19 protein-coding genes are annotated in these 22,187 nt (G+C 44.2%); 6 read left to right on the top strand and 13 right to left on the bottom strand.

Annotated elements, in window-relative coordinates; all coding sequences use genetic code 11:
• Nucleotides 1-5 precede the first annotated feature (5 nt).
• Both L1070_RS13120 and L1070_RS13115 read right to left on the bottom strand, forming a co-directional pair.
• The gene (locus tag L1070_RS13120) at nucleotides 6-1,421 is read right to left on the bottom strand and encodes a sensor domain-containing diguanylate cyclase (protein WP_237125860.1); all 1,416 of its coding nucleotides are present in this window, start codon (nucleotides 1,419-1,421) and stop codon (nucleotides 6-8) included.
• A 226-nt stretch (nucleotides 1,422-1,647) separates the two neighbouring features.
• Nucleotides 1,648-1,932, bottom strand: coding sequence for a hypothetical protein (locus L1070_RS13115; protein WP_237125859.1), 285 nt, complete (start codon nucleotides 1,930-1,932; stop codon nucleotides 1,648-1,650).
• Between the two features lie 334 nt (nucleotides 1,933-2,266).
• Here L1070_RS13115 and L1070_RS13110 point away from each other — a divergent pair, with 334 nt between their 5' ends.
• The 3 genes from L1070_RS13110 (at nucleotide 2,267) to L1070_RS13100 (ending at nucleotide 6,463) form a co-directional block, all read left to right on the top strand.
• On the top strand, nucleotides 2,267-3,568 hold the full coding sequence (locus L1070_RS13110; protein ID WP_237125858.1) for a GntP family permease: 1,302 nt from the start codon (nucleotides 2,267-2,269) through the stop codon (nucleotides 3,566-3,568).
• Between the two features lie 233 nt (nucleotides 3,569-3,801).
• A complete protein-coding gene (gene fusA, locus L1070_RS13105) occupies nucleotides 3,802-5,889 on the top strand; it encodes an elongation factor G (protein WP_237125857.1) in 2,088 nt (695 codons plus the stop codon).
• A gap of 178 nt (nucleotides 5,890-6,067) precedes the next feature.
• Nucleotides 6,068-6,463 (top strand): hypothetical protein, encoded by a 396-nt coding sequence (locus L1070_RS13100; RefSeq protein ID WP_237125856.1) that lies wholly within the window; start codon nucleotides 6,068-6,070, stop codon nucleotides 6,461-6,463.
• A 52-nt stretch (nucleotides 6,464-6,515) separates the two neighbouring features.
• On the opposite strand, the gene hemB is transcribed toward L1070_RS13100, so the two are convergent.
• The 10 genes from hemB to L1070_RS13050 form a co-directional block, all read right to left on the bottom strand.
• Nucleotides 6,516-7,529 carry a porphobilinogen synthase gene (gene hemB / locus L1070_RS13095; protein WP_237125855.1) on the bottom strand — a complete coding sequence of 338 codons (1,014 nt, stop codon included), beginning with the start codon at nucleotides 7,527-7,529 and terminating at the stop codon, nucleotides 6,516-6,518.
• A 14-nt stretch (nucleotides 7,530-7,543) separates the two neighbouring features.
• Entirely contained in the window at nucleotides 7,544-9,376 is a 1,833-nt protein-coding gene (locus L1070_RS13090; protein WP_237125854.1) for a diguanylate cyclase, read from the bottom strand.
• Nucleotides 9,373-10,164 (bottom strand): TatD family hydrolase, encoded by a 792-nt coding sequence (locus tag L1070_RS13085; protein ID WP_237125853.1) that lies wholly within the window; start codon nucleotides 10,162-10,164, stop codon nucleotides 9,373-9,375. The genes L1070_RS13090 and L1070_RS13085 overlap by 4 nt, the downstream gene beginning before the upstream one ends.
• A gap of 34 nt (nucleotides 10,165-10,198) precedes the next feature.
• Nucleotides 10,199-10,942 carry a twin-arginine translocase subunit TatC gene (gene tatC / locus L1070_RS13080; RefSeq protein ID WP_070982838.1) on the bottom strand — a complete coding sequence of 248 codons (744 nt, stop codon included), beginning with the start codon at nucleotides 10,940-10,942 and terminating at the stop codon, nucleotides 10,199-10,201.
• A gap of 25 nt (nucleotides 10,943-10,967) precedes the next feature.
• Complete coding sequence (gene tatB, locus L1070_RS13075; protein ID WP_070982837.1) at nucleotides 10,968-11,282, bottom strand: Sec-independent protein translocase protein TatB; 315 nt, start codon at nucleotides 11,280-11,282, stop codon at nucleotides 10,968-10,970.
• A 3-nt stretch (nucleotides 11,283-11,285) separates the two neighbouring features.
• Nucleotides 11,286-11,513, bottom strand: a complete 228-nt coding sequence (gene tatA / locus L1070_RS13070; RefSeq protein ID WP_070982836.1) for a Sec-independent protein translocase subunit TatA — start codon at nucleotides 11,511-11,513, stop codon at nucleotides 11,286-11,288.
• 63 nt (nucleotides 11,514-11,576) lie between these two features.
• Nucleotides 11,577-13,181 carry a ubiquinone biosynthesis regulatory protein kinase UbiB gene (gene ubiB, locus L1070_RS13065; protein WP_237125852.1) on the bottom strand — a complete coding sequence of 535 codons (1,605 nt, stop codon included), beginning with the start codon at nucleotides 13,179-13,181 and terminating at the stop codon, nucleotides 11,577-11,579.
• 10 nt (nucleotides 13,182-13,191) lie between these two features.
• Nucleotides 13,192-13,794 carry an SCP2 sterol-binding domain-containing protein gene (locus tag L1070_RS13060; RefSeq protein WP_070982834.1) on the bottom strand — a complete coding sequence of 201 codons (603 nt, stop codon included), beginning with the start codon at nucleotides 13,792-13,794 and terminating at the stop codon, nucleotides 13,192-13,194.
• A gap of 8 nt (nucleotides 13,795-13,802) precedes the next feature.
• Entirely contained in the window at nucleotides 13,803-14,558 is a 756-nt protein-coding gene (gene ubiE / locus L1070_RS13055) for a bifunctional demethylmenaquinone methyltransferase/2-methoxy-6-polyprenyl-1,4-benzoquinol methylase UbiE (protein WP_070982833.1), read from the bottom strand.
• A 126-nt stretch (nucleotides 14,559-14,684) separates the two neighbouring features.
• Nucleotides 14,685-15,686, bottom strand: a complete 1,002-nt coding sequence (locus tag L1070_RS13050) for a diguanylate cyclase (protein ID WP_237125851.1) — start codon at nucleotides 15,684-15,686, stop codon at nucleotides 14,685-14,687.
• Between the two features lie 305 nt (nucleotides 15,687-15,991).
• Between L1070_RS13050 and L1070_RS13045 the strand changes: the two genes are divergently transcribed.
• Entirely contained in the window at nucleotides 15,992-17,767 is a 1,776-nt protein-coding gene (locus tag L1070_RS13045; protein ID WP_237125850.1) for a DUF885 family protein, read from the top strand.
• A 41-nt stretch (nucleotides 17,768-17,808) separates the two neighbouring features.
• Here the strand turns inward: L1070_RS13045 and mtnK are convergent, their stop codons facing one another.
• A complete protein-coding gene (gene mtnK / locus L1070_RS13040) occupies nucleotides 17,809-19,011 on the bottom strand; it encodes an S-methyl-5-thioribose kinase (protein ID WP_237125849.1) in 1,203 nt (400 codons plus the stop codon).
• A 119-nt stretch (nucleotides 19,012-19,130) separates the two neighbouring features.
• Here mtnK and mtnA point away from each other — a divergent pair, with 119 nt between their 5' ends.
• Nucleotides 19,131-20,147, top strand: coding sequence for an S-methyl-5-thioribose-1-phosphate isomerase (gene mtnA / locus L1070_RS13035; protein ID WP_070982829.1), 1,017 nt, complete (start codon nucleotides 19,131-19,133; stop codon nucleotides 20,145-20,147).
• Nucleotides 20,148-20,189: 42 nt separating this feature from the next.
• Nucleotides 20,190-22,148: a prolyl oligopeptidase family serine peptidase gene (locus L1070_RS13030; protein ID WP_237125848.1), complete on the top strand. Its 1,959-nt coding sequence runs from the start codon at nucleotides 20,190-20,192 to the stop codon at nucleotides 22,146-22,148.
• Nucleotides 22,149-22,187: the final 39 nt, after the last annotated feature.

The following is a 22,187-nucleotide window of genomic DNA, read 5'->3' as shown; positions in this document are numbered from 1 at the left end:
CTCAGTTACGCGGCCAACTCGACTCTATCTCGTCCGCGATTTTTGGCACGATATAACGCATCATCGGCACGTTTAAGAAACTCATCCTCACTCTCTTGAGGCTGATATTGGGCGATGCCGACGCTTATCGTAATGGGTACTTCACACTCACATGCTGCCAGTCTTTCTCGAAGCTTTTCACTGAGTTGTTGAGCATGGCTCAAATATGTATTGGGCATCAAGATCATAAACTCTTCGCCTCCCCAACGACAGATGATATCACTATGATTTGCCACAGATTTGCATAGCTGTGCAAAGTGTTTTAACACTCTATCACCCGCCAAATGACCATGTCGGTCATTGACTTGTTTAAAGTGATCAATATCCAGCAACAGTAAGCTCAAAGGCACTCGGCCCATTCTGGCTCGCGCGATATGCTTTTGTAGCTGAGGCTCAAAAGCTTGGCGGTTTAATACATTACAAAGTTTGTCAGTCAGCGCGATGGCCTCCAGACGAGATTGGTATTGATTAAAGGTTAACTGTGCTATTGCTAAAATGCACAATGTGATTACCACACCAAGTAACAAGTTGGCGATCAGCGCATCTGTTAACGTTGTTTGAGTTGTGAACTCTTGCTCTACTAACAGATACCAGCCTAATTCTGGGATGTAACGGCTGTTTATCAGGCGTTCAACGCCATTGTGTTTAACTGAGAATTTATAGTTTTTCTGATCGATTATTGCGCTTTGGTGCGCGCCAAACTCAGAGTGTAAAGTACGGTTGGGCAGCAAAGATTGATTGTAGAACAGTAGCCGCCCTTGGTGATCAGCGAAATAGACTTTGCGTTGATATAGGGTCTGGTACTGTTTGATGAGTGCTCGTAAATCGGAGAGCTGAATGCCAACACCTGCGACCCCAAGTAGTTCACCATTGAGTACAATTTTATGGTTCACATATACGATGGCTCTAAAGTTATCCTGCGGTGTAACATCAACGTTGAGTATATAGTCTCTGTGTGAAGATGTAATAGCTTGTTGGTACCAAAGCGATTCTTGTGCATTTAAATCTAGCCTATGAGTGCGGCCATCGTAGTGGTAGTAAGTGAGTGTTTTATGGTTGACCAAAAAACTGGTTTGGCTTTGAAATAACTTTCTGGTTTTATCTAAAAAAACAAATAGCTGATCGGTACTGGGGTCGCTGTCGTTGAGCCACAAATGGACAAAGTGATTTTGTGCCATGCTTTGTGCAACATAAATTGGTGCCTGTAACTGTTTTTGTAGATCGGTGCTGATCAAGTGACTCGTCAGTGGTAATGCATCGTCCACAATGCCCTCGCTGAGTGAATTGTGGGCCATATGAAAGCTAAACCAACTGGTAAAGGTAAATCCTGCCAGCAACAACAGGGTTAGAATAAGGTTGCAGCGGCGTCGAGCATGGGTCATTAGAGTAATTTTTATTCACGCTTCAAGTACCTTTTATAATACAGAGTGTTGATTTTATAGTCGATTACAGCTCATTACAGCCAGTTTTCTTAGCCTAAAAATAAAAAAAGCCCGCAAGGGGCTTTTTAGTTTTCATATCTACCGTCACCGATATGAGCAATGTAGCAAGTAAAATTGTGAATGTATGGACGAACAAGTATTGTGCTTGTTCTCGATACTGAGCAGTTTACGTATGCCAAACGAATTCAGGGCCTTCAAAGAAGTTTAGAGTAACAAAGTAATAATGCCTTTGTTGATATTGATTATCATTTAGATCTAGTGTTTGGTCAAGGTCTTTTTGAAAATAATTTTCATTTAGATTGCGTGTCAGGGTATTTTCGAGTGCAGAAATAAAAAAAGCCCACAAGGGGCTTTTTAGTGTCATATCTACCGTCACCGATATGAGCAATGTAGCAAGTAAAATAGTGAGTCGGTTGAAAGTGTTTGCTTCAAGGGGCGTTGTTACAAACACACTCAACCTATGGCTGTTAGCGTGCGCCACACGTCTGTTTCAGGGTCGAGAAACAATTCGAGTTACCTAACATGATGAGCCGTCAACCTCATCATGTTGAGATTGATTATCAATTAGATTTAGATGGGTGTCAACAACCTTGTTGAGATTAATTTTCATTTTTATTTGAGGGGCTTTAGACGGTCTTAATGTAATTTAAAAGTAAGCATTTGGTTTTTACAGTGTTACGATTGGGTGTGGAAGCCCTGTTTATTTATCCTAGGGCATTCGATCTAAAGTTGATTTTACAGTATAACAAATACGCAAATACAAATAATAACTATAAGGTAATTGTATGCTTAGCATGGTTGGTCTTATTGGCGCATTAGCATTATTGATTGTTCTTACACTCAGAGGTGTTAACTTATTTATATCCGCCCCACTGTGCGCGTTATTAGTCGCACTGAGCAGCCAAATAGCGGTTTTTCCAGTGGCGGATCAGCCTGCATTTATCAGCAGTTATATGGCGGGCTTCAGTGGATTTGTTCAGGCTTGGTTCTTTATGTTTCTACTGGGGTCATTGTTTGGCAAATTTATGGAAGATACCGGCTCTGCGGATGCCATCGCTCACTATATAGTCTCTAAATTGGGCATGAAGTATGCCGTGCTTGCAGTCGTTTTGGCCTGTGCTTTGCTCACCTATGGTGGTGTGAGCGTGTTTATTGTGGCGTTTTCTGTATTTCCGATGGCGCTGAGCTTATTTAAGGACGCAAATCTTCCTCGACGATTTATTCCCGCGACTTTGGCCTTTGGTTCGGTGACCTTTACCATGACCTCAGCAGGTTCACCAGAAATTCAAAACTGGATCCCAATAAAGTATTTGGGCACATCACCTTATGCTGCATGGCAAGAAAGCTTAGTGGTGGCCATATTTATGGCGGTATTGGGCTATTTCTTACTGATGCGCATGATCCGAAAAGCACAGCAAAATGGAGAAGTGTTCGAAGCACGTGATGATGATCCTGTGGAATCTAAGCGACGTTTGCCGCACCCTGTTACGGGGCTTATTCCGCTTATTGTGGTGTTAACGTTGTCATTTACGCTGCACGAAGCACTACAACAAAGTGCACTAATTGTCGCGTTATTGGGTGGGGTGCTGAGTATCTTGGTGTGTAACTTTAAGCACTTTGTCAATTTACAACAAGCTATCAACTTAGGGACAACAGGGGCATTGGTAGCCATCGGTAATACCGCAGCGGTCGTCGGGTTTGGCGCGGTAGCAAAAGTGACCCCAGCTTTTGGTGAAGCGGTGGCTCTGATGACGCAAATTCCCGGCAATGAATTACTCGGTGCCGCCATTGCGGTCAGTGTGATCGCAGGATTAACAGGCTCGGCATCAGGTGGGCAGGCTATTGCATTGCCTTTGGTTGCGCCGCACTATATGGACTTGGGTGTCAACAACTCAGAATTACACCGTGTTGTGGCGATAAGCTCCGGTGCGATTGATACCTTGCCCCATAATGGCTACGTGGTCACAACCGTCAGAGCGATATGTAAAGAAACACATCAGGCGGCATATTGGCCACTTGCTATGTTGACTGTGGTTGTGCCTTTATTAGGGTTAGGGGTTATTCTGGGTTTATTTATCTTGTTTTAGCGGCATAATTGCGGTGAACGGGGCGTAAAAGGCTGGAGTTTACTCAACTTTCAGCATCGTTGTTGATTTTATCTAGATAACCTAATAGTGGCTGTGTTTATTATTACTTATCGCCACGAATAAAAACTTTTTCACAAATTGTGCGCATTTTAAGCGATATCAAGGATGATGTTCGCAATAAGAGGTGATATACTCCCGCCGAATAATTTTTCTACTTTAAATAGAGCAAAACAATGGCAGATTTATCGAAGTACAGAAACATTGGTATTTTCGCGCACGTTGATGCGGGTAAAACTACCACCACTGAGCGTATCCTAAAGCTTACAGGTAAGATTCACAAAACTGGTGAGGTACACGACGGTGAGTCTACTACTGACTTCATGGAACAAGAAGCTGAGCGTGGTATCACAATCCAGTCAGCTGCTGTAACGTGTGAGTGGAAAGGTCACCGTTTAAACGTTATCGACACTCCAGGACACGTTGACTTCACAGTTGAAGTATACCGTTCATTAAAAGTTCTTGACGGTGGTATCGGTGTATTCTGTGGTTCAGGTGGTGTTGAGCCACAATCAGAAACTAACTGGCGTTATGCGAACGAATCAGAAGTTGCACGTGTTATCTTCGTAAACAAACTAGACCGTATGGGTGCTGACTTTTACCGCGTAGTAGGTCAAGTTAAAAACGTACTTGCAGCAAACCCACTAGTGATGACTTTACCAATCGGTATCGAAGACGAGTTCTGTGGTGTTGTAGACGTACTTGAAAAGAAAGCATACGTTTGGGATGACACAGGTCTTCCTGAAAACTACGAAGTACAAGACGTTCCAGCAGACATGGTAGACAAAGTTGAAGAATACCATGAGATGCTAATCGAGTCTGCAGTAGAGCAAGACGACGATCTAATGGAAGCATACATGGAAGGTGAAGTACCTTCTATCGAAGATATCAAGCGTTGTATCCGTAAAGGTACACGTGACCTTGCTTTCTTCCCAACTTTCTGTGGTTCAGCGTTCAAGAACAAAGGTGTTCAACTAGTACTTGACGCAGTTGTAGATTACCTACCTGCACCAACAGAAGTTGATCCTCAGCCGCTAACTGATCCTGAAACAGGTGAGCCTACTGGTGAAGTAGCAACAGTTTCTGCTGATGAGCCACTTAAAGCGCTTGCGTTTAAGATCATGGATGACCGTTTCGGTGCACTTACCTTCATCCGTATCTACTCTGGTCGCATGAAAAAAGGTGACACTATCCTTAACTCTGCAACAGGTAAAACTGAGCGTATCGGCCGTATGGTTGAGATGCAAGCAGACGAGCGTAACGAACTAACTGAAGCACAAGCGGGTGACATCATCGCGGTTGTGGGTATGAAGAACGTTCAAACAGGTCACACTCTTTGTGATCCTAAGCACGAATGTACACTTGAAGCGATGATCTTCCCTGAGCCGGTAATCTCAATCGCGGTACAGCCTAAAGATAAAGGCGGTAACGAGAAGATGGGTATCGCAATTGGTAAGATGGTTGCAGAAGATCCATCATTCCAAGTTGAGACTGACGAAGATTCAGGTGAAACTATCCTTAAAGGTATGGGTGAATTACACCTAGACATCAAGGTAGACATCCTTAAGCGTACTTACGGCGTAGACCTAATCGTTGGTCAGCCTCAGGTTGCTTACCGTGAAACTATCACGCAAGAAGTTGAAGATAGCTACACGCACAAGAAGCAATCAGGTGGTTCTGGTCAGTTCGGTAAGATTGATTACCGCATCAAGCCAGGTGAGCCAAATTCAGGCTTTACGTTCAAGTCAACAGTTGTTGGTGGTAACGTACCTAAAGAATTCTGGCCTGCAGTTGAGAAAGGCTTCAAGTCAATGATGGAAGAAGGTGTTCTAGCTGGCTTCCCTGTATTAGACGTTGAAGTTGAGCTATTCGACGGTGGTTTCCACGCAGTTGACTCATCGGCAATCGCGTTCGAAATCGCAGCGAAAGGCGCATTCCGTCAGTCTATCCCTAAAGCGGGTGCACAGCTTCTTGAGCCAATCATGAAAGTTGACGTGTTCACACCAGAAGACAACGTGGGTGACGTAATCGGTGACCTTAACCGTCGTCGTGGTATGATCAAAGACCAAGAAGCTGGCCTAACTGGCGTTCGCATCAAGGGTGACGTACCACTTTCTGAAATGTTCGGTTACATCGGTCACTTACGTACAATTACTTCAGGTCGTGGTCAGTTCTCTATGGAGTTCTCACACTACGCACCATGTCCGCAAAACGTTGCTGACACTGTAATTGCTGCAGAAAAAGAGAAAAAAGCGGCTAAGTAATTCTTAACCACTTTTAAAAATTTAAAAACCGCTTGATCTTCAAGCGGTTTTTTTATACCTAATAAAAAAGCATGAAAAATTCATATTCTACGTATTGATTTGGGTACGTTAGCTGTTATTATTGCTTCTACATAAATAGTCCCCCCTCAAATAATGCTATGTGATATGGAGGTTTTTAGTGCGAACGGTCGATTTAACAGTGAACTGGCGCTTATATGGCGTGTTCTTGATACTAGGCTTGGGCCTTTTTACGCTCTGTTCAATATCGGCTACTGGGACCATCACACTATCGGTGCTGTGCTATGGGTTATTGGGTGCAAGTCTCGTTTCGATAGTGCTCGCACTGAGTGATAAACGCTTTGTACACATAGATAAAGCAGGGGTGAGTTACTCTTTCGGGCTTGGAACGCATTATATCCATAGTGAAGATATTATTAGCATCAAACGCAAGCGGGTGTATCTACTGACAGTCGTACAAATTCAAATTAAAGCGGGTGCAATGAAGTCATTTTATTGCTGGGACCTGAGCGATTCAGACTTCAGCAGAGCTGAGCAGCTTTTAGCAAGCAAATAAAAAAATGCGCCTTGGAGCGCATTTTTTTTATCACTGTAAATTAAGCCGTTTACTATGATTTTTCATTAAGCCAGATAGCAGCTTGTTTAGCAAAGTAAGTGAGAATGCCATCGGCTCCTGCACGCTTAAATGCTAATAATGATTCCATGATACACGGCTGCTCTGCAAGCCAACCATTGTCAATTGCTGCACGGTGCATGGCATACTCGCCACTAACCTGGTAGGCAAAAGTCGGAACCTGAAACTCATCTTTTACGCGGCGTACGATGTCAAGATAAGGCATCCCAGGTTTAACCATCACCATATCTGCACCTTCTTGCAGGTCCAGGGCAACTTCCCTCAATGCTTCATCGGAGTTAGCTGGGTCCATTTGATAAGTCTTTTTATCAGCACCTTTTAAGTTACCAGCTGAGCCTACAGCATCTCTAAACGGGCCATAATAGCTAGATGCATATTTGGCCGAATAAGCCATAATGCGCGTATGAATATGGCCCTCTGCTTCAAGCGCCTCACGAATGGCGCCAATACGGCCATCCATCATATCTGAAGGCGCGACAACATCGGCACCGGCTTCGGCATGAGACAGAGCTTGCTTGATTAAAACTTCAGTTGTTACGTCGTTGATCACATAGCCTGCTTCATCAATAATGCCGTCCTGTCCATGTATGGTAAATGGGTCGAGTGCCACATCGGTGATGACCCCTAACTGCGGATGCGCTTCTTTTAGCGCTCTAACGGTACGCTGTGCAAGTCCCTCAGGATTATACGCCTCTTCAGCCTCTAGAGACTTTTTGTCGGCAGGGGTAACAGGAAATATGGCTATTGCAGGCACGCCCAAGGCCACAAGTTGTGCGGCTTCTTCAAGTAACAAGTCAATTGATAAACGTTCAATACCAGGCATTGACTCAATGGCTTCACGTCGATTTTTACCTTCTAACACAAAAACGGGGAAAATAAGGTCGTTGACAGTGAGCTGGTTTTCACTCATCAGGCGTCTTGAAAAGTCGTCGCGACGCATTCGGCGCATTCGCGTGTAAGGGAATAAATCTAATCCAGATTGAGCCACAATGTTCTCCTAAATTATTTATAGGCAATTACCCGATTTCGCCCTTGTTGTTTCGCTTGATACAAGGCTTTATCGGCTAAATCGGTAAAGATGGTTGGGTTTTTACTATCGTTGGCAATAGCGCAGTAGATGCCCGCACTGAGTGTCATGGTCAGTTGAGCGGTGCCAAAATCAAATTGAGCTTGGCTCAAACTTTTACGGATCTCTTCAGCAAGCGCTACGGCTCCTTGCTCTTGAGTATTAGGTAGCAGCAACACAAACTCCTCGCCACCATATCTGAATACTTCATCAGAGGGGCGCTTGAGATGTTGCTCTATCATTTTTGCCACCGCACAAATAGCCTGATCGCCGACTACGTGACCATAGTTGTCGTTGATTTGTTTGAAATGGTCAATATCCAGCATCACTACACTGAGGGTGGTTTGTTCACGGCGGGAACGTCTCACCTCCATCAAAACTCTTTTGTCAAAGTAGCGACGGTTTTTGACTTTAGTCAGGGCATCTTCCATATTCAGCTTTTCTAACTCGCGATTTTTCTCTTCGAGCTCTCGTAAGGTGACTTCAAGTTCGAAGGTACGTTCATCTATACTGCTCTCCAATGCTTCTTGAGCTTGTGCTTGAAGGTGAATTCGCTCTTTTAGCAAAGCATCTTCTGCTCGAGTTTGTGCCAGCCGCTCTTGTTGTTGCTTGATTTTATCATCACGGTCTTGGATATAACGTCTGGCCAGTGCGTAGCTGATAGCAAGGCTGATAAGCAGGTAACAGACATAGGTTAATGGCCTATCGAGTACGGCACCAGAAAGTAGGCTGAGCTCGAAGGCACATTGGTAGCTCAATACCATGAATAGCAAAAAGAACAGTAACAAATGGGTTTTGTGAGAGAAGGCATCACGTTGCCAAGCTGAGACTGCTATCCAAATATAGGAGATTGCCAATGCAAAACAGTAAGCAAATGCAATGGGTAAAGCAATACGGTGCGGGAAAAACGATAATCCGGCTGCGATGATGATGCTCAGTTGAAACAGAATATTCAGTGCTCGCTGGAGTCGTACAGCAGATTTAGGCACGAGCGTGGTTTTTAACAACGGGATAAAAAGCCAAGTGGACAGCAACATAAATAAAGTCTGGCCATATTGTTGTAGCCAGAGCCACTGGCCATAAATATAACGATGACTAAATCCATACAAGTGTACGTTGAGCAACCAAATCGCGGCAATGGTTAACCCGCCATACAAGAAGTAGCGCTTGCGGGTAAACGAGTACATCGCTGCATTGGTGAGTACCATGGCGAGTATCAAACCCGCCAAAATGCCGTATAGCAAATTGAACTTACTGGTGTATTTTAGGTATTCAATCGGATGCCACAGGCTCAGCGGTAAATACGTTTGCTCACTGTTCTTAATGCGTATGTATATCACAGTATGCTGCTGGGGCGGTATTTTCAAAGGCACAAGTTGGGCCTCGTGTAAGATAGGGCGCTGCTCGTTAGCAAATTGATTAGGTGATGCAGGCACGAGAATCGAGCGGTTTTGTTGTGGTACAAATGCACTTACCTCATCCAGCTGATTGTTATGGATGCTCAGTAACAGAGGGAGTTCCAAATCTGAAGTGTTACTTAGGGGAACTCTAAGCCAGATAGTTTGCATGGTGTGGCTTAGCTGTAAAAAGCCACTGGGAACGGGCTGCCATAATGGTGTGCTTTGTTGTAACTCTGCTAGGTTTTCACTGTTATTTTGTGTGTACGCAAATGGTAATGAGAGATGTTTATTAAAGTTCTCAGGTACTTCAAACGCAGTGCCCGATAAGGCCATAAACAGGCAAAATAGCACAGTAATAAAGCGGATCATGGTGACTCATCCCCGATTGAGAATAAGCGTGTAAAGTTAGCCTGACAGCAGGCGGCGACATGTTCTGCGCTTTGTCCTCTTAACTGTGCGATGTGTTGTACAACAGCACTAATAAATGCAGGCTCATTGCGCCTTGATTTAGGCTTAGGTTGTAATGTTCGAGGAATTAGATAAGGAGCATCTGTTTCAACTAGCAAGCGATCATCTGGGATATGCGGTACCAAAGCTTGTAGTTGCGCACCTCGGCGCTCATCACACACCCAGCCTGTTACACCAATCATCAAACCATAATTAAGGTAAAAAGAGAGCGCTTGGGCATCTCCGGTGAAACAGTGTAATACGCCTTTTACGGTAACACGTTCAAGTTGTGCTTGCATGGCACTGAAGGCATCTCGTTCGTGTAGATACACAGGTTTGTTTAATTGCTGTGCCAGGTTAAGTTGTTCATTCAAAACAGCTTGTTGCTGTGGACGAGGAGAGAAATCGCGGTTGAAATCAAGTCCGCATTCCCCAACGGCAACAACCTCGGGCTCACAGAGTAGTGTACTTAATTGTTGTAAGTAATCATCACCAACGCTTTTGGCGTCATGAGGGTGGACACCTGCCGTACTGACAAACCCATAACGCTTGGCAAGTTCTAGGCTTTGTTTTGACTGTGCAACATCAGCTCCTATGAGTAACATATCGGTCACGCCAGCGAGCTTTGCGCGTGCAACGATGTCGTCACAATCTTGTTCGAACTGATGACTGGTTAAGTTCACGCCCGCATCGGTGTATTGTATCGTCATCTATTAGTTCACCAGTATGTGTTCCATTGGCTTATCACTCATTCGCTTCTTTTTCACTTGGCGCTTTGGTATACAACTTGGCTAAGAGTAACCCTAGTTCAAATAACATTAGCATAGGGATGGCCAATAAGGTTTGTGATAACACGTCCGGCGGGGTGAGAAACATAGCCACAACAAATGCACCCACGACCATATAAGGGCGCTTTTCTTTCAAGCTTTGTGTAGATGTTGCACCACTCCAACACAACAACATAATGGCAACCGGTATCTCAAAGGCAACGCCGAATGCAAAAAATAGTTTGAGAGCAAAGCTGAGGTAACTGCTTATATCCGGTGACAGGGTCATCATATCTGGCCCTACACTGGTGAAAAACCCCAATACAATTGGTAGTACTACGAAGTAGCAAAAAGCGATACCAGCATAAAACAGTACAATGCTGGAGAACAAAACAGGGATGAGCATTCGCTTTTCATGTTGGTATAGGCCAGGCGCAATAAAACTCCAGACCTGATGCAAAATCATGGGGATTGCAGCAAATAATGCAACAAAGAGTGTTAGCTTAAAAGGCGCAAAAAACGGCGCGGTGACATCTGTTGCGATCATCGTGCTGTTTTCGGGTAAGCTAGACACCAAAGGTGAGGCAACAAAGCTATAAATGTCGTTGGCAAAATACACTAAAGCGATAAAGATGAGTAAAATACTCAACAGCGCTTTCATGACACGGTTTCTAAGCTCAATTAAATGGCTAATAAAACCGCTTTGATGGGCTTGTGACATTGGTTACTCTTTTACTTCTTGCACGTTAATCGGTTTTGTTTGACGGTTCAGATACATTTTTGTAGCTGTGTTTCACTGACTCGGCCGCTTTTTTTAACTCATCGACAGAGTGTTTTACGTCGTCGGGTAAATCCTGCATATTTTGTTGCTCGGCCTTTTTTAAGTTGTTGTGCAACTCATGTACACGTAACTCTTCATTGACCTCGGCCTTCACCGAGTTAGCAACCGATTTTATGGTGTTGATCCAACGACTGACAGTGCGAATGGCGACGGGCAGGCGCTCAGGACCTAAAACAATTAGGCCGACGACCAGTACGACCACAAGCTCCCACATGCCCATTTGTTACGCCTTATCTTTCTTATCTTGTTCTGCTGGGCTATTCGCGTCTTGCTTCTTTTGCTCGGTTAACTGGGCTGCTGACTTATCTTCGTCAGACATTGCCTTCTTAAAACCTTTCACGGCACCACCTAAGTCACTGCCAATACCACGCAATTTCTTTGTTCCAAACAGTAGAACAATGATGGCTAGGATTATTAATAGCTGCCAAATACTGATCCCACCTAAACCCATGATGACTCCATTTATAGTAGATAAGTTGAATGATTAGTGATTATACGCCCAGTGTGTAAAATATCACCCTATTTTGCGCCATGCGCCGACAAATAAGGCAAAGCTTGAGGATAGAGTGAGTCCGCTTAGCAACCAATCCTCAGCGAGATAGGTCAGGCTGGCACAAATGAGTAAGGTGCATGCCAACATACCTAGCAGTATTGGTTTACTGTTATCTTTTGTTGTAGGCGTATTTAATTGACGATTGTTTTGTTTAAGGTTGTGATAAATCAAGTCAGGTATTTCAGGCATTTTTTCAGCCCAAAAAGGGAGATTAGCGTACATTTTCTTAAGTACAGATAATGGCCCTACCTGCTCTTTAACCCAGTGTTCTAAAAAGGGCTTAGCTGTTTGCCATAAATCTAATTGTGGGTAGAGCTGGCGGCCTAGGCCTTCAACATACAACAAGGTTTTTTGCAACAATACCAGCTGTGGTTGCACTTCCATGTTAAAACGCCGAGCTGTGTTAAACAGGTTCACCAACACATGACCAAATGAAATTTCGGCAAGTGGCTTGTTAAAAATGGGTTCACACACCGTGCGGATGGCAAACTCAAACTCTTCAACGCAGGTGTCAGGTGGCACCCAACCAGAGTCCACATGTAGCTGTGCCACTTGGCGGTAATCACGATTAAAAAAGGCAATAAAGTTCTCAGCAAGGTAGCGCTTGTCATCTTTATTGAGTGTACCTACAATGCCGCAGTCGATACCGATATATTGAGGGTTGTGCGGATTATTACGAGATACAAAAATATTTCCAGGGTGCATGTCCGCATGGAAAAAGCTGTCTCTGAACACTTGCGTAAAGAATACTTCTACACCACGCTCGGCCAATAACTTCATGTTAGTGCCTTGCTTTAACAAGGCTTCTGTGTCAGACACAGGTATCCCATAAATGCGTTCCATCACGAGTACATTGGTACGTGAATGGTCGCTGTAAACTTCTGGAATATATAAGGATTCAGAGTCAGTAAAATTGCGTTTTAGCTGAATCGCATTGGCGGCCTCACGCATGAGATCTAGTTCATCAAGCAGGGTTTTTTTGTATTCTTTCACCACTTCAACAGGGCGTAAGCGTCGGCTGGGTTTAAACAGCTTAACCAGTAAGCGGGCAAATTGTGCCATCAAGGCTAAATCGGCTTGAATTTGTTGTTCAATCCCAGGTCGTATGACTTTAATTACCACTTCTTTTTCTTGTTCATTATCCAGCAGTGTGGCGGTATGAACTTGCGCGATTGAGGCTGAGGCAAGTGGTATTTGTTCGAACTGAGAAAACTGCTCACTGATGTCACCTAGCTGTAATGCTTGTTCTATCAGTCGTTGTGCTTGGGCGCCGTCGAATGGCGCGACCTTATCTTGTAACAGCGCCAACTCTTCAGCCACATCAAGCGGTAACAGATCTCGGCGGGTTGACAGCATCTGTCCAAATTTAACCCACACTGGGCCAAGGGTCTGCAATGCAAGTCTCAGTCGCTCGCCAATACTTTTATCTTGATGTTTATTGCGGATCCAAAACAAACTGCCTCGTGCGATACGGGCAAACCACGGACGTTTATTCTCTGGGATAAAGTCATCAAGCCCGTAGCTGAGTAATGTATGTGTGATTTGGTATAAACGAGCGATGGCCAAACTGGTTTCCTTAGCGAGCTAGCAGTTGGTTAATACGCTGCTCAAGCACAGCAGCATGTTGTTTGAGTTCGCGGGTATGTGCTTTAAATTGTGCCATTTCCAGCGGGTGAATGGCGACTTTCAGCTCATCTTGAAATAGCCCAGCGGTGGTCGTTTTAAGTACCCCATCTAGTTGTTTAGTGCGTTGTTTTGCTTGGCGTAGCTGTTGCACCAATAGCTGTGCAGGTCCGTCCCCTACATATTTTGACAAGTGCTCTGCCCAGTCGATGTCGAGTTCACTGAATATTTGGCTATAAGCTTGAGCTAAGTGCAAATTGCCTTCTAGATCAAGTTCACCCTGTCTTATCAAACGGGTGAGCTGGCTTGGGTCTTTCAGTTGTGACAACGTGTCAATACTGGCGCTGATGTGGCAGTCAATGTGCTCTTGGTAATTGTTAAACACCATAAAGCTGTGACCTGTGAAGGTGACTGCAATGGTTTGTTGCCAGTCACGAACTTCAACAGCCAACACCTGATGCTGTACCTTGCTCAGTGAAGCCTGCACGCTAGGCTCCAAACTCAAAATGGTGTTGAGTATGTGTTCGGCAGTCGCCGTCAACAGCGTGTTGATCATGCCACCCTCTAGTATTTAAAACCGCGATGAAGTGCTACAATACCGCCGGTCATATTCTGATAGCTGGTTTGTTCAAAGCCTGCTGTTTCCATCATGCCTTTCAACGTTTCTTGATCTGGGTGCATACGGATTGACTCCGCTAGATAGCGGTATGATTCACTATCGTTGGCTACCAATTTGCCCATAGTCGGTAGTAGGTTAAATGAGTAGAAATCATAGATCTTTGACAGGGCTTCACTGTCAGTTTTTGAGAACTCTAGTATCAGTAAGCGACCGCCTGGTTTCAATATGCGATACATTGACCTGAGCGCGGCGTCTTTATCTGTGACGTTACGTAGTCCGAATGCAATGGTGATTACGTCAATGCTATTATCTGGAAAAGGCAAAGCTTCCGCGTTCATTTGCACATATTCGATGTTGCTTACCAGCCCAAGATCACGCAATTTATCGCGGCCAACTTTTAGCATGGAGTCATTAATATCACCCAGAATTACGCGGCCGGTATCTCCCACAAGTTGGCTAAACTTAGCGGTTAAATCACCTGTACCACCGGCGAGATCTAATACTGTATGACCCTTGCGAACGCCAGAACAAGCGATGGCTTGACGTTTCCACAGGCGATGAATGCCGAACGACATCAGGTCATTCATAATGTCGTACTTGGCAGCTACGGAATGAAATACATCCGCCACCATTGAAGCTTTTTCTTCTCGGGCGACCGTTTTATAACCGAAATCTGTGGTGTTTTGTTGCGACTCTTTCATGGTGCATCTCTGAATGGGCGGTTAAGCAAAGTTATGCCCTAGTGTACTTGATTGCGTGACTCAGGTGCAATTTATACGCAGTAGAATTTGGCTGATTTATCCAACAAAATCGTGATGATGCTTGGATTAAGGGGCAATGAAGCTTGTTTGTCCACAAAGATGTGCTTTGTGTGCCGCTAAATGCGCTTTGTGTGCTAGTTCGTCGAAACTTTGCTCTTGATATCGTTTGGTTATACCCAACGCAAGCTCAATCTTTGGCAACTCTTTATTACCTTTTGTGCTGACAAACTTGAGTCTGTCGACTCCTTTTTTGATTTTTTCAGCGATCACATTAGCCGTACTTGGCTCAATATCGGCCAATAGAACGGTAAATTCCTGTTTGCGGGTACGTCCGGGCAGTCCACTTTCAAACACATATTTTTGTACTTTTTTGGCGACTCGATTTAGGACCACATCGCCAACAAGGTCCCCGTATTGCTGAGTAAAGTCATCAAGGTTTGTGATTTGAATGGCAATCGCACAAATTGATTTGTCTTTTGCCATCCAAGCTTGCGTTTGCTGGTTTAAATAGTGACGCTTATAAAGCCCTGTTTGAGGGTCAATAATATGCTGTCTACGCAGTTGCTGTAGCTGTTGTTGAGATTTTACGTACATTAAACGGGCTTTTTTCATCTGTGCTTTAAACACTTGATGTTGTTGCAGTAGATCTTCTGTGGTCTGGCTGAGTTGTACTATCGCTTTGCGACTCTTTGCGACATTACCTTCATCGAGGGTTTGTATACAGGTACTGATAGATTGCGCAAAACTGGAAATTTGTTTATGCGACTCGTGTGTTGTTTTTGATAGGTTGGTGAGAACACCATCGACATTTTGTAATAACTCGGTTTCGGTTTTGTGGCCTGGGTTTAAGTATTCAAAGTACAAGTTTTCGATATAAATGCTATCGATGGTTTTCTTGTTGTTGATTGCATCGTCAAGCGCTTTATTGAGCGCTGTATCACACTTACTGATATAGGTGTATGCGACGTGATAGTTCATAGGCGTAGGTGGCAAATGATACTGCTCTAAAAACAGGCAAACCTGTGTCATCTTTTCTTGTGCATTAGCCATGGAGTCATGGAACATCATTTCATTTACCGCAATAATAGAACTATCTGTTGAGTTGAACGACTACCCCCTATCAGGCTGGGTTATGTCTCACCGCTATAGTACTAATCAAAGTACTGGGTGCAACGGGTATTAAAAAGCAAAAAGCGCATATTTGAAATAGAAAAGTTAAAATTATGCGACTGTTTGATTTTTTTATCAGCAATTTTTCTTAGTTTGCCTGCTATTTCTCCATATTGCAATTTAAGGGATTGAACTCTTTTATTTGCAGTGAGTGTATAGGCTCGGTTAGAGTCGTTAGAAATGCCCCAGAGTAGGAAAAGAAAGTGGTTAAAAACTTTGCGTTATTGTTAAGCTCAGTATTGCTCAGTGCTTTGTTAGTTGGTTGTAAACTCACACCAAAATCTGCGGATAGTGAATTTACAAAGCTTGCACAAGAGGTGGAATTATATACCAAGCAAATAGAGCCGTATAAAAATCAATCATTGGATATGGCTTATTATCTACCTAATTTGAGCGAGGATGCTTTAGCGGATCAGTATCGTCGCCGTCAGGCGTTTTTGTCACGCTTAGACAACATACCTGAATCACAGCTCAACGACGAGAATCAGATCAACCTGACAATTTTACGCGCACAAATACAAAATAAAGTCGATGAGTACCGCTTTAAAAAGCACTATATGCCGCTGACCTCAGAAGGTGGCTTCCATTCTAGAGTTGCCATAGAAGCAATTGGATCAAATGATTTTAGTCATGCCAGTGGCTTCGAATTGTATTTGTCTCGGTTGGATGATATTCCACGCTTTTTTGAACAAAACATAGCCTGGATGCGAAAGGGCATAGCAACGGGACGTGTATTACCCAAAGTGGTTCTTCAAGGCTATGAAAGCTCAATTAGTGGGTTTATTTTTGATGATGTGACTCAGTCGGCATTTTATTCACCTTTTAAAACCAATAGTGCCAGACTCTCTGAAATACAATTTGCCAAGCTACAAGCCAGAGCTAAGACTGTGATAAAAGAGAAGGTAATGCCAGCCTACCAAAGCTACCTTAAGTTTTTCACCGAACAGTACCTCCCTGCTGCACGCGATACCATTGCGGTTAAGGATTTACCAGACGGTCAAGCGTACTATGAGAACCGTGCTGCACATTACACCACAACAGATATGACGGTAGAGCAGATCCATCAACTTGGTTTGCAAGAAGTAGCTAGAATTCGCGGCGAAATGGAAGCGATCATTAAAGAAGTCGGTTTTAAAGGTACGTTCGCCGAATTTACACAGTTTCTTAGAACGGATCCCCAGTTTTATGCCACCACACCAGAGCAGTTGTTAAAAGAAGCAACCTTTATCTCAAAGCGTATTGATGCCCAATTACCTAAGCTCTTCCACACCTTACCAAGACGTCCGTATGGCGTCGCTCCGGTACCTGCGAGTATTGCACCAAAATACACAACTGGACGCTATTACCCAGCCAGCAACGATTTAGAAGCGGGTTATTATTGGGTAAATACTTATGCCCTAGATAAGCGTCCATTGTACGTGCTCGAAGCGCTTACGCTACATGAGGCTGTACCCGGTCATCATTTGCAAATTGCTTTAAATGAAGAAATGGACCATTTACCGAGATATCGACGCAATGAATATATTTCTGCATTCGGTGAGGGATGGGGACTTTACTCAGAGTACCTAGGGTTAGAGGTTGGGTTTTATCAAGACCCATACAGTAACTTTGGCCGTTTGACCTATGAAATGTGGCGTGCTGCGCGTTTGGTTGTTGATACAGGTATGCACATGTACGGTTGGAGCCGTGAAAAGGCAATGAACTTTATGCGTGATAACACCGCGCTGTCTTTGCACAATGTGAAAACCGAAACAGACCGCTACATTTCTTGGCCAGCTCAGGCTTTATCATACAAAATTGGTGAGCTGACGATTAAACGATTACGTGCAGATGCAGAGCAAAAGCTAGGTGAGCACTTCGATTTGAGAGAATTTCATTATCAGGTGCTACGCCACGGCTCAATTCCACTGTATGTTTTGGAAGAACAAATCAACCGATATATTGAGCGTACACTGACACAGCTCGGCACTAACAATTAAAAAGCAGCCTTCGGGCTGCTTTTTTACACAGAGTTTGAAGCTTATAACAATAAGCTAATCAATAGCTGCGACAAGTCCTCCTTGGTGTTGCAATGTGGCGCTTGTAAGATTAATTGTTCACCCAACAAGAGTGCTTGTTTTTGCACCTCCAGTCTCGCAACTGGATTTTCAATATCCTCAATATCAGCAACATGTGCCAAACCTATGGTACGGCGGATCAATTCCGTACCGCAAAAACCATAGGCATCGCGTAACACCTGATTGATAAAGCGTTCTGCGTAGCCTTCGGCTTGCAATGACAGATCTTGGCTTTGAGTTTTTGCAAGGTGCAACCAAGTCTGCTCAAACTGGGCAACACAGGTTTGGATGGTGTTTAGCAGATATGCATGAAGATCTCTTCGCTTTGGTAACTCTGTAATTCGTTTGTGCTGAGCACAATAATTGAGCAGCAGGTTGCCAATAAATGAACCCAAGTCAAACCCAATGGGCCCAAAAAAACCGAACTCAGGGTCAATCAGCTTGGTGTTGGTTTGATCGACAAAAATACTGCCAGTGTGCACATCTCCATGGAGCAAACTTTGTGCAGAGCTTAGAAACTTGGCTTTAAGTTCAGCTACGGCCAGTTTCACAGCCTGATTGTTTTGTAACGCAGTGACTTGCGGTTGTAGCTCATCTGGATAATTGTTGCGTTCGCTGTAGCGATAGGGATCGTCAAAAAACAAATCTTCCGTAATTGCACAAAGCTCAGGGTTTGTGAACTCTGTCACTAGGGCCTTCTTTTGTGCTGGGGGCAGATAGAAGTCACTGTGATAAAAACTAGTCTTTGCTAAGTAATCGGCAACATCAGTGGCCAAATTTGCATAGGTGTGGCCTTCACATAGCTGTGCACGCAAAATTTGCATGTGCCCTAAATCTTCTAGCACAGTGATAGCGAGTGCATCATTTCGATGTAGCACTTTGACTGTAGTTTGCGGACATACTTCGCCATGCCTGACAAGCACGCTGGCTTCAATGCGAGCACGCTCTAACGTCAGTGGCCATGATTCGCCAACACAGCGCGCATATGGCAGTGCTTGCTTTAAGATCACGCTATTGCTCTGCTCATCGTGAACTCTGAATACGAGATTCAGGTTGCCATCACCAAACTCGTAACATGTAAGTTCAGCCTCTGGTGCGAAAAAGTTGGTCTGGTTTTTTACATATTCAAGTGCCTGAGCGCTATCGAAAGCGGTGTAGTCAACCATGATATGCGGCCTTTAATAGAAATACACTTCCAGCATTCTATGCTTTTATCTGTTTAGATGTCTATACTTCTCAATCTAAAAGCGTAAAATAGTCACACTTGTTTTGTTCGAGAATAGTTATGCAGACCTTACTTGCGCGCAGTTTAAAATACACAAACAACGAGTTATCGGTGTTAGATCAATACTTGCTTCCACATCAAGAGCATTGGCACGTTTGTACCAGTGTTAAGCAAATGCAATCACTTATTTTGTCTCTTAAAGTGCGCGGCGCACCGTTAATTGGCTTGGCGGCGACTTTATTGGTGGCGCATTTAGCCGAGCAGGGCGATAGCAAAGAATGCTTAGCCAAGGCTATTGATGACTTAGAAGCGACCCGACCGACCGCGGTTAATCTGATGTATTGCATGGCTAAAATGCGTATCGCGTTAGTGCAAGAAGACTATGTAAGTGCACTCGTTGGTATGGCAGAGCAGTTATTCAATGAGGACGTGGCGCTGTGTGAGGCGATGGCAACCCTTGGGGCCGATTTGGTGAATCCAGGAGATAATATTCTCACCCATTGTAACACCGGAGCGCTTGCCACCGCGGGAATTGGCACCGCTTTGGGGGCGATCTACAAGGCACATCAACAGCAAAAGCACATTCACGTCTGGGTTGATGAGACTCGACCTTTATTACAAGGAGGCCGATTGACTGCGTATGAGCTGGCGCAATGGGAGATACCTTACACACTGATTTGCGACAACATGGCGGCCAGTTTGATGCGCGCTAGACAAGTAAACAAGATTTTTGTTGGCGCAGACCGCATCGCAGCCAACGGTGATTTTGCCAATAAAGTGGGAACCTATAACTTGGCGGTGTTAGCAAAATATCATCAGATCCCATTTTATGTAGTTGCGCCCGAGACAACCTTAGATAGGACTTGCCCACATGGCGAAGCCATTCCAATTGAGCAACGAGACTCGCAAGAAGTTATCGGCGTAAGTGGCAGTTTTGGTGCGTGTCAGTGGGCACCGAGTAAAGCGAAGGTGTACAACCCCGCGTTTGATGTGACGCCTGCCAATCTTGTAACAGGTTGGGTGTTAAATAGTGGGGTATATTCGCAGCAAGATGTGCTGGCTGGCATTTTCAAATAAAGGTACAATCACCAAAAATTAACAATTACTGAAAGGGATGACGTGAATAAAATTTTTAAACTGTTTGTGTGCTTAATGATCTGGAATGGGCTAAGTGTGGCACAAGCATCACCGCTTATCCCCATTGAGCACTTCAGTAAAGACTTTGCCTACCGGAATGTAAAAATATCACCTGATGGTAAATATTTGGCTTTTATCTCAAAAGTAGACGGCAAGAATAATCTGTATGTATTGGATATAAAAAAGAGCAAAATTATCAGCGGCGTCAACTTTAGTGAAAATGCGCAAGTGGGCCGCTATGAATGGTCTGGCGATGATCGTTTAGTTATGGAAAAGCAGTATCTCAGGGGGTGGCAGTCTTTTCCTAAATACTATGGTGAGCTATTCGCGATGAACGCTGATGGTAGTAGAAAGCGCTATCTTGTTGGCTACAAAGGAGAAATGCAAACCGGATCGGCGGTGCGTAAGGCTACTCCTTTGTACGGAACTTCTTTTATTCTGGACCCTTTGGAGCATGATGAGGATCACATCCTGATTGTGACCCGCCCATGGAATAATGTTAAAGAACCAAAAACCGTTGTCTATGAGGTGAATGTCAATACTGGGTATAGAAAGCGAGTTGCAGGTTCACCACATAAAAGCGGCTGGTTTTTAACAGATAGACAGGGCAATGTACGAGTTGTCTCTTCTACTGAAAACTACGTGGACTTTGAATTCTTTGTACGCGCTCCTGAGGGCGGAGAGTGGCAACCTTTAAAACTTGAAAACAACGCGTTACGTAACATTATACCTGTAGCGTTTAGTGCGTCAGGAAAAGACGTATTTCTTAGCGCTAGCGAAAATGGTCAACCAGAAGGCTTGTATAAACTTGATTTAGCGACAGGCAAAACCAGCTTAGTATTTCAAGATGATGTGGTATCGCCAACCTCTGTTTGGGTCGACCCTTCTAGTAAAGAGGTTTACGCCGTTGAGCTAGAAGCTGGGTATCCCAGCTACGCGTTTATTGATGGTGATTCAAAAAGCAGTATTAAACTCAAGTCGTTATTGGCCGCTTTACCGAATTCACAAGTGCATATCTTCAGCTCTAGTAGAGACGGCAAACACAGTGTGGTGTATGCATACAGTGATATCGATCCGGGACAATATTATTTGTATAGTGAGAAAGAGAAAAGTCTAAAGTTCCTATTCTCAGAGCGAGGGTGGATCAAACCGCAAGAGATGTCAGCAACGAAACCAATTTCATTCAAGGCTCGTGATGGTATGACAATTCATGGCTATTTAACCTTGCCAAAGGGTAAAGCTACGAAAAATTTACCGCTCGTGGTGATGCCTCACGGTGGTCCACATGGCCCGCGTGATTTTTGGGGCTTTAACGCGGATACACAACTGCTGGCCAGCCGAGGAATCGCCGTATTGACGGTAAACTTTAGAGGCTCGGGTGGCTATGGCAAATCGTTTGAACGAGCCGGACATCAAAAATGGGGTCGCGAAATTCAGTTTGATATCATCGATGGGACTAAGTACGTCGTTGAACAAGGCTACGTCAATCCAGAGAATATGTGTATTATGGGCGCCAGCTTTGGTGGTTATTCTGCGTTACAAAGCTCTATTTTGGCTCCAGAGTTATTTAAATGTGCGATAGGTGTTGTTGGCGTATATGACCTACCACTGATGTTTGAAGAAGGTGATATTTCTGAGCATGAAACGGGACGCACTTATTTGACGCAAGTGCTTGGCAGCGATCCTAAGGTACATAAAGCGTTTTCACCTAGCTACAATGCCGATAAGCTCAAGGCCAAGGTCTTGATTGTGCATGGTGGTGAGGATAAACGAGCGCCAATCGAACAAGCAGAATCTTTGATAGAAGCATTGAAAGAGGCAGAGCATCCCTACGAATACATGTTGTTAGAAAGTGAAGGGCATGGATTTTATAAAGCCCAGCATCGTCAAGAATATTACGACACAGTGCTGACTTTCTTAAATAAAAATCTAAAACTTTAATAGCAAAAAGGCGACCATGAGTCGCCTTTTTTAAGACTG

The sequence above is a fragment of the Pseudoalteromonas sp. MMG022 genome (assembly GCF_021654245.1).
Taxonomy (GTDB): domain Bacteria; phylum Pseudomonadota; class Gammaproteobacteria; order Enterobacterales; family Alteromonadaceae; genus Pseudoalteromonas; species Pseudoalteromonas amylolytica.
Note: the sequence above shows the minus strand (reverse complement) of the source record. Positions and strands in the feature narration are given on the sequence as shown.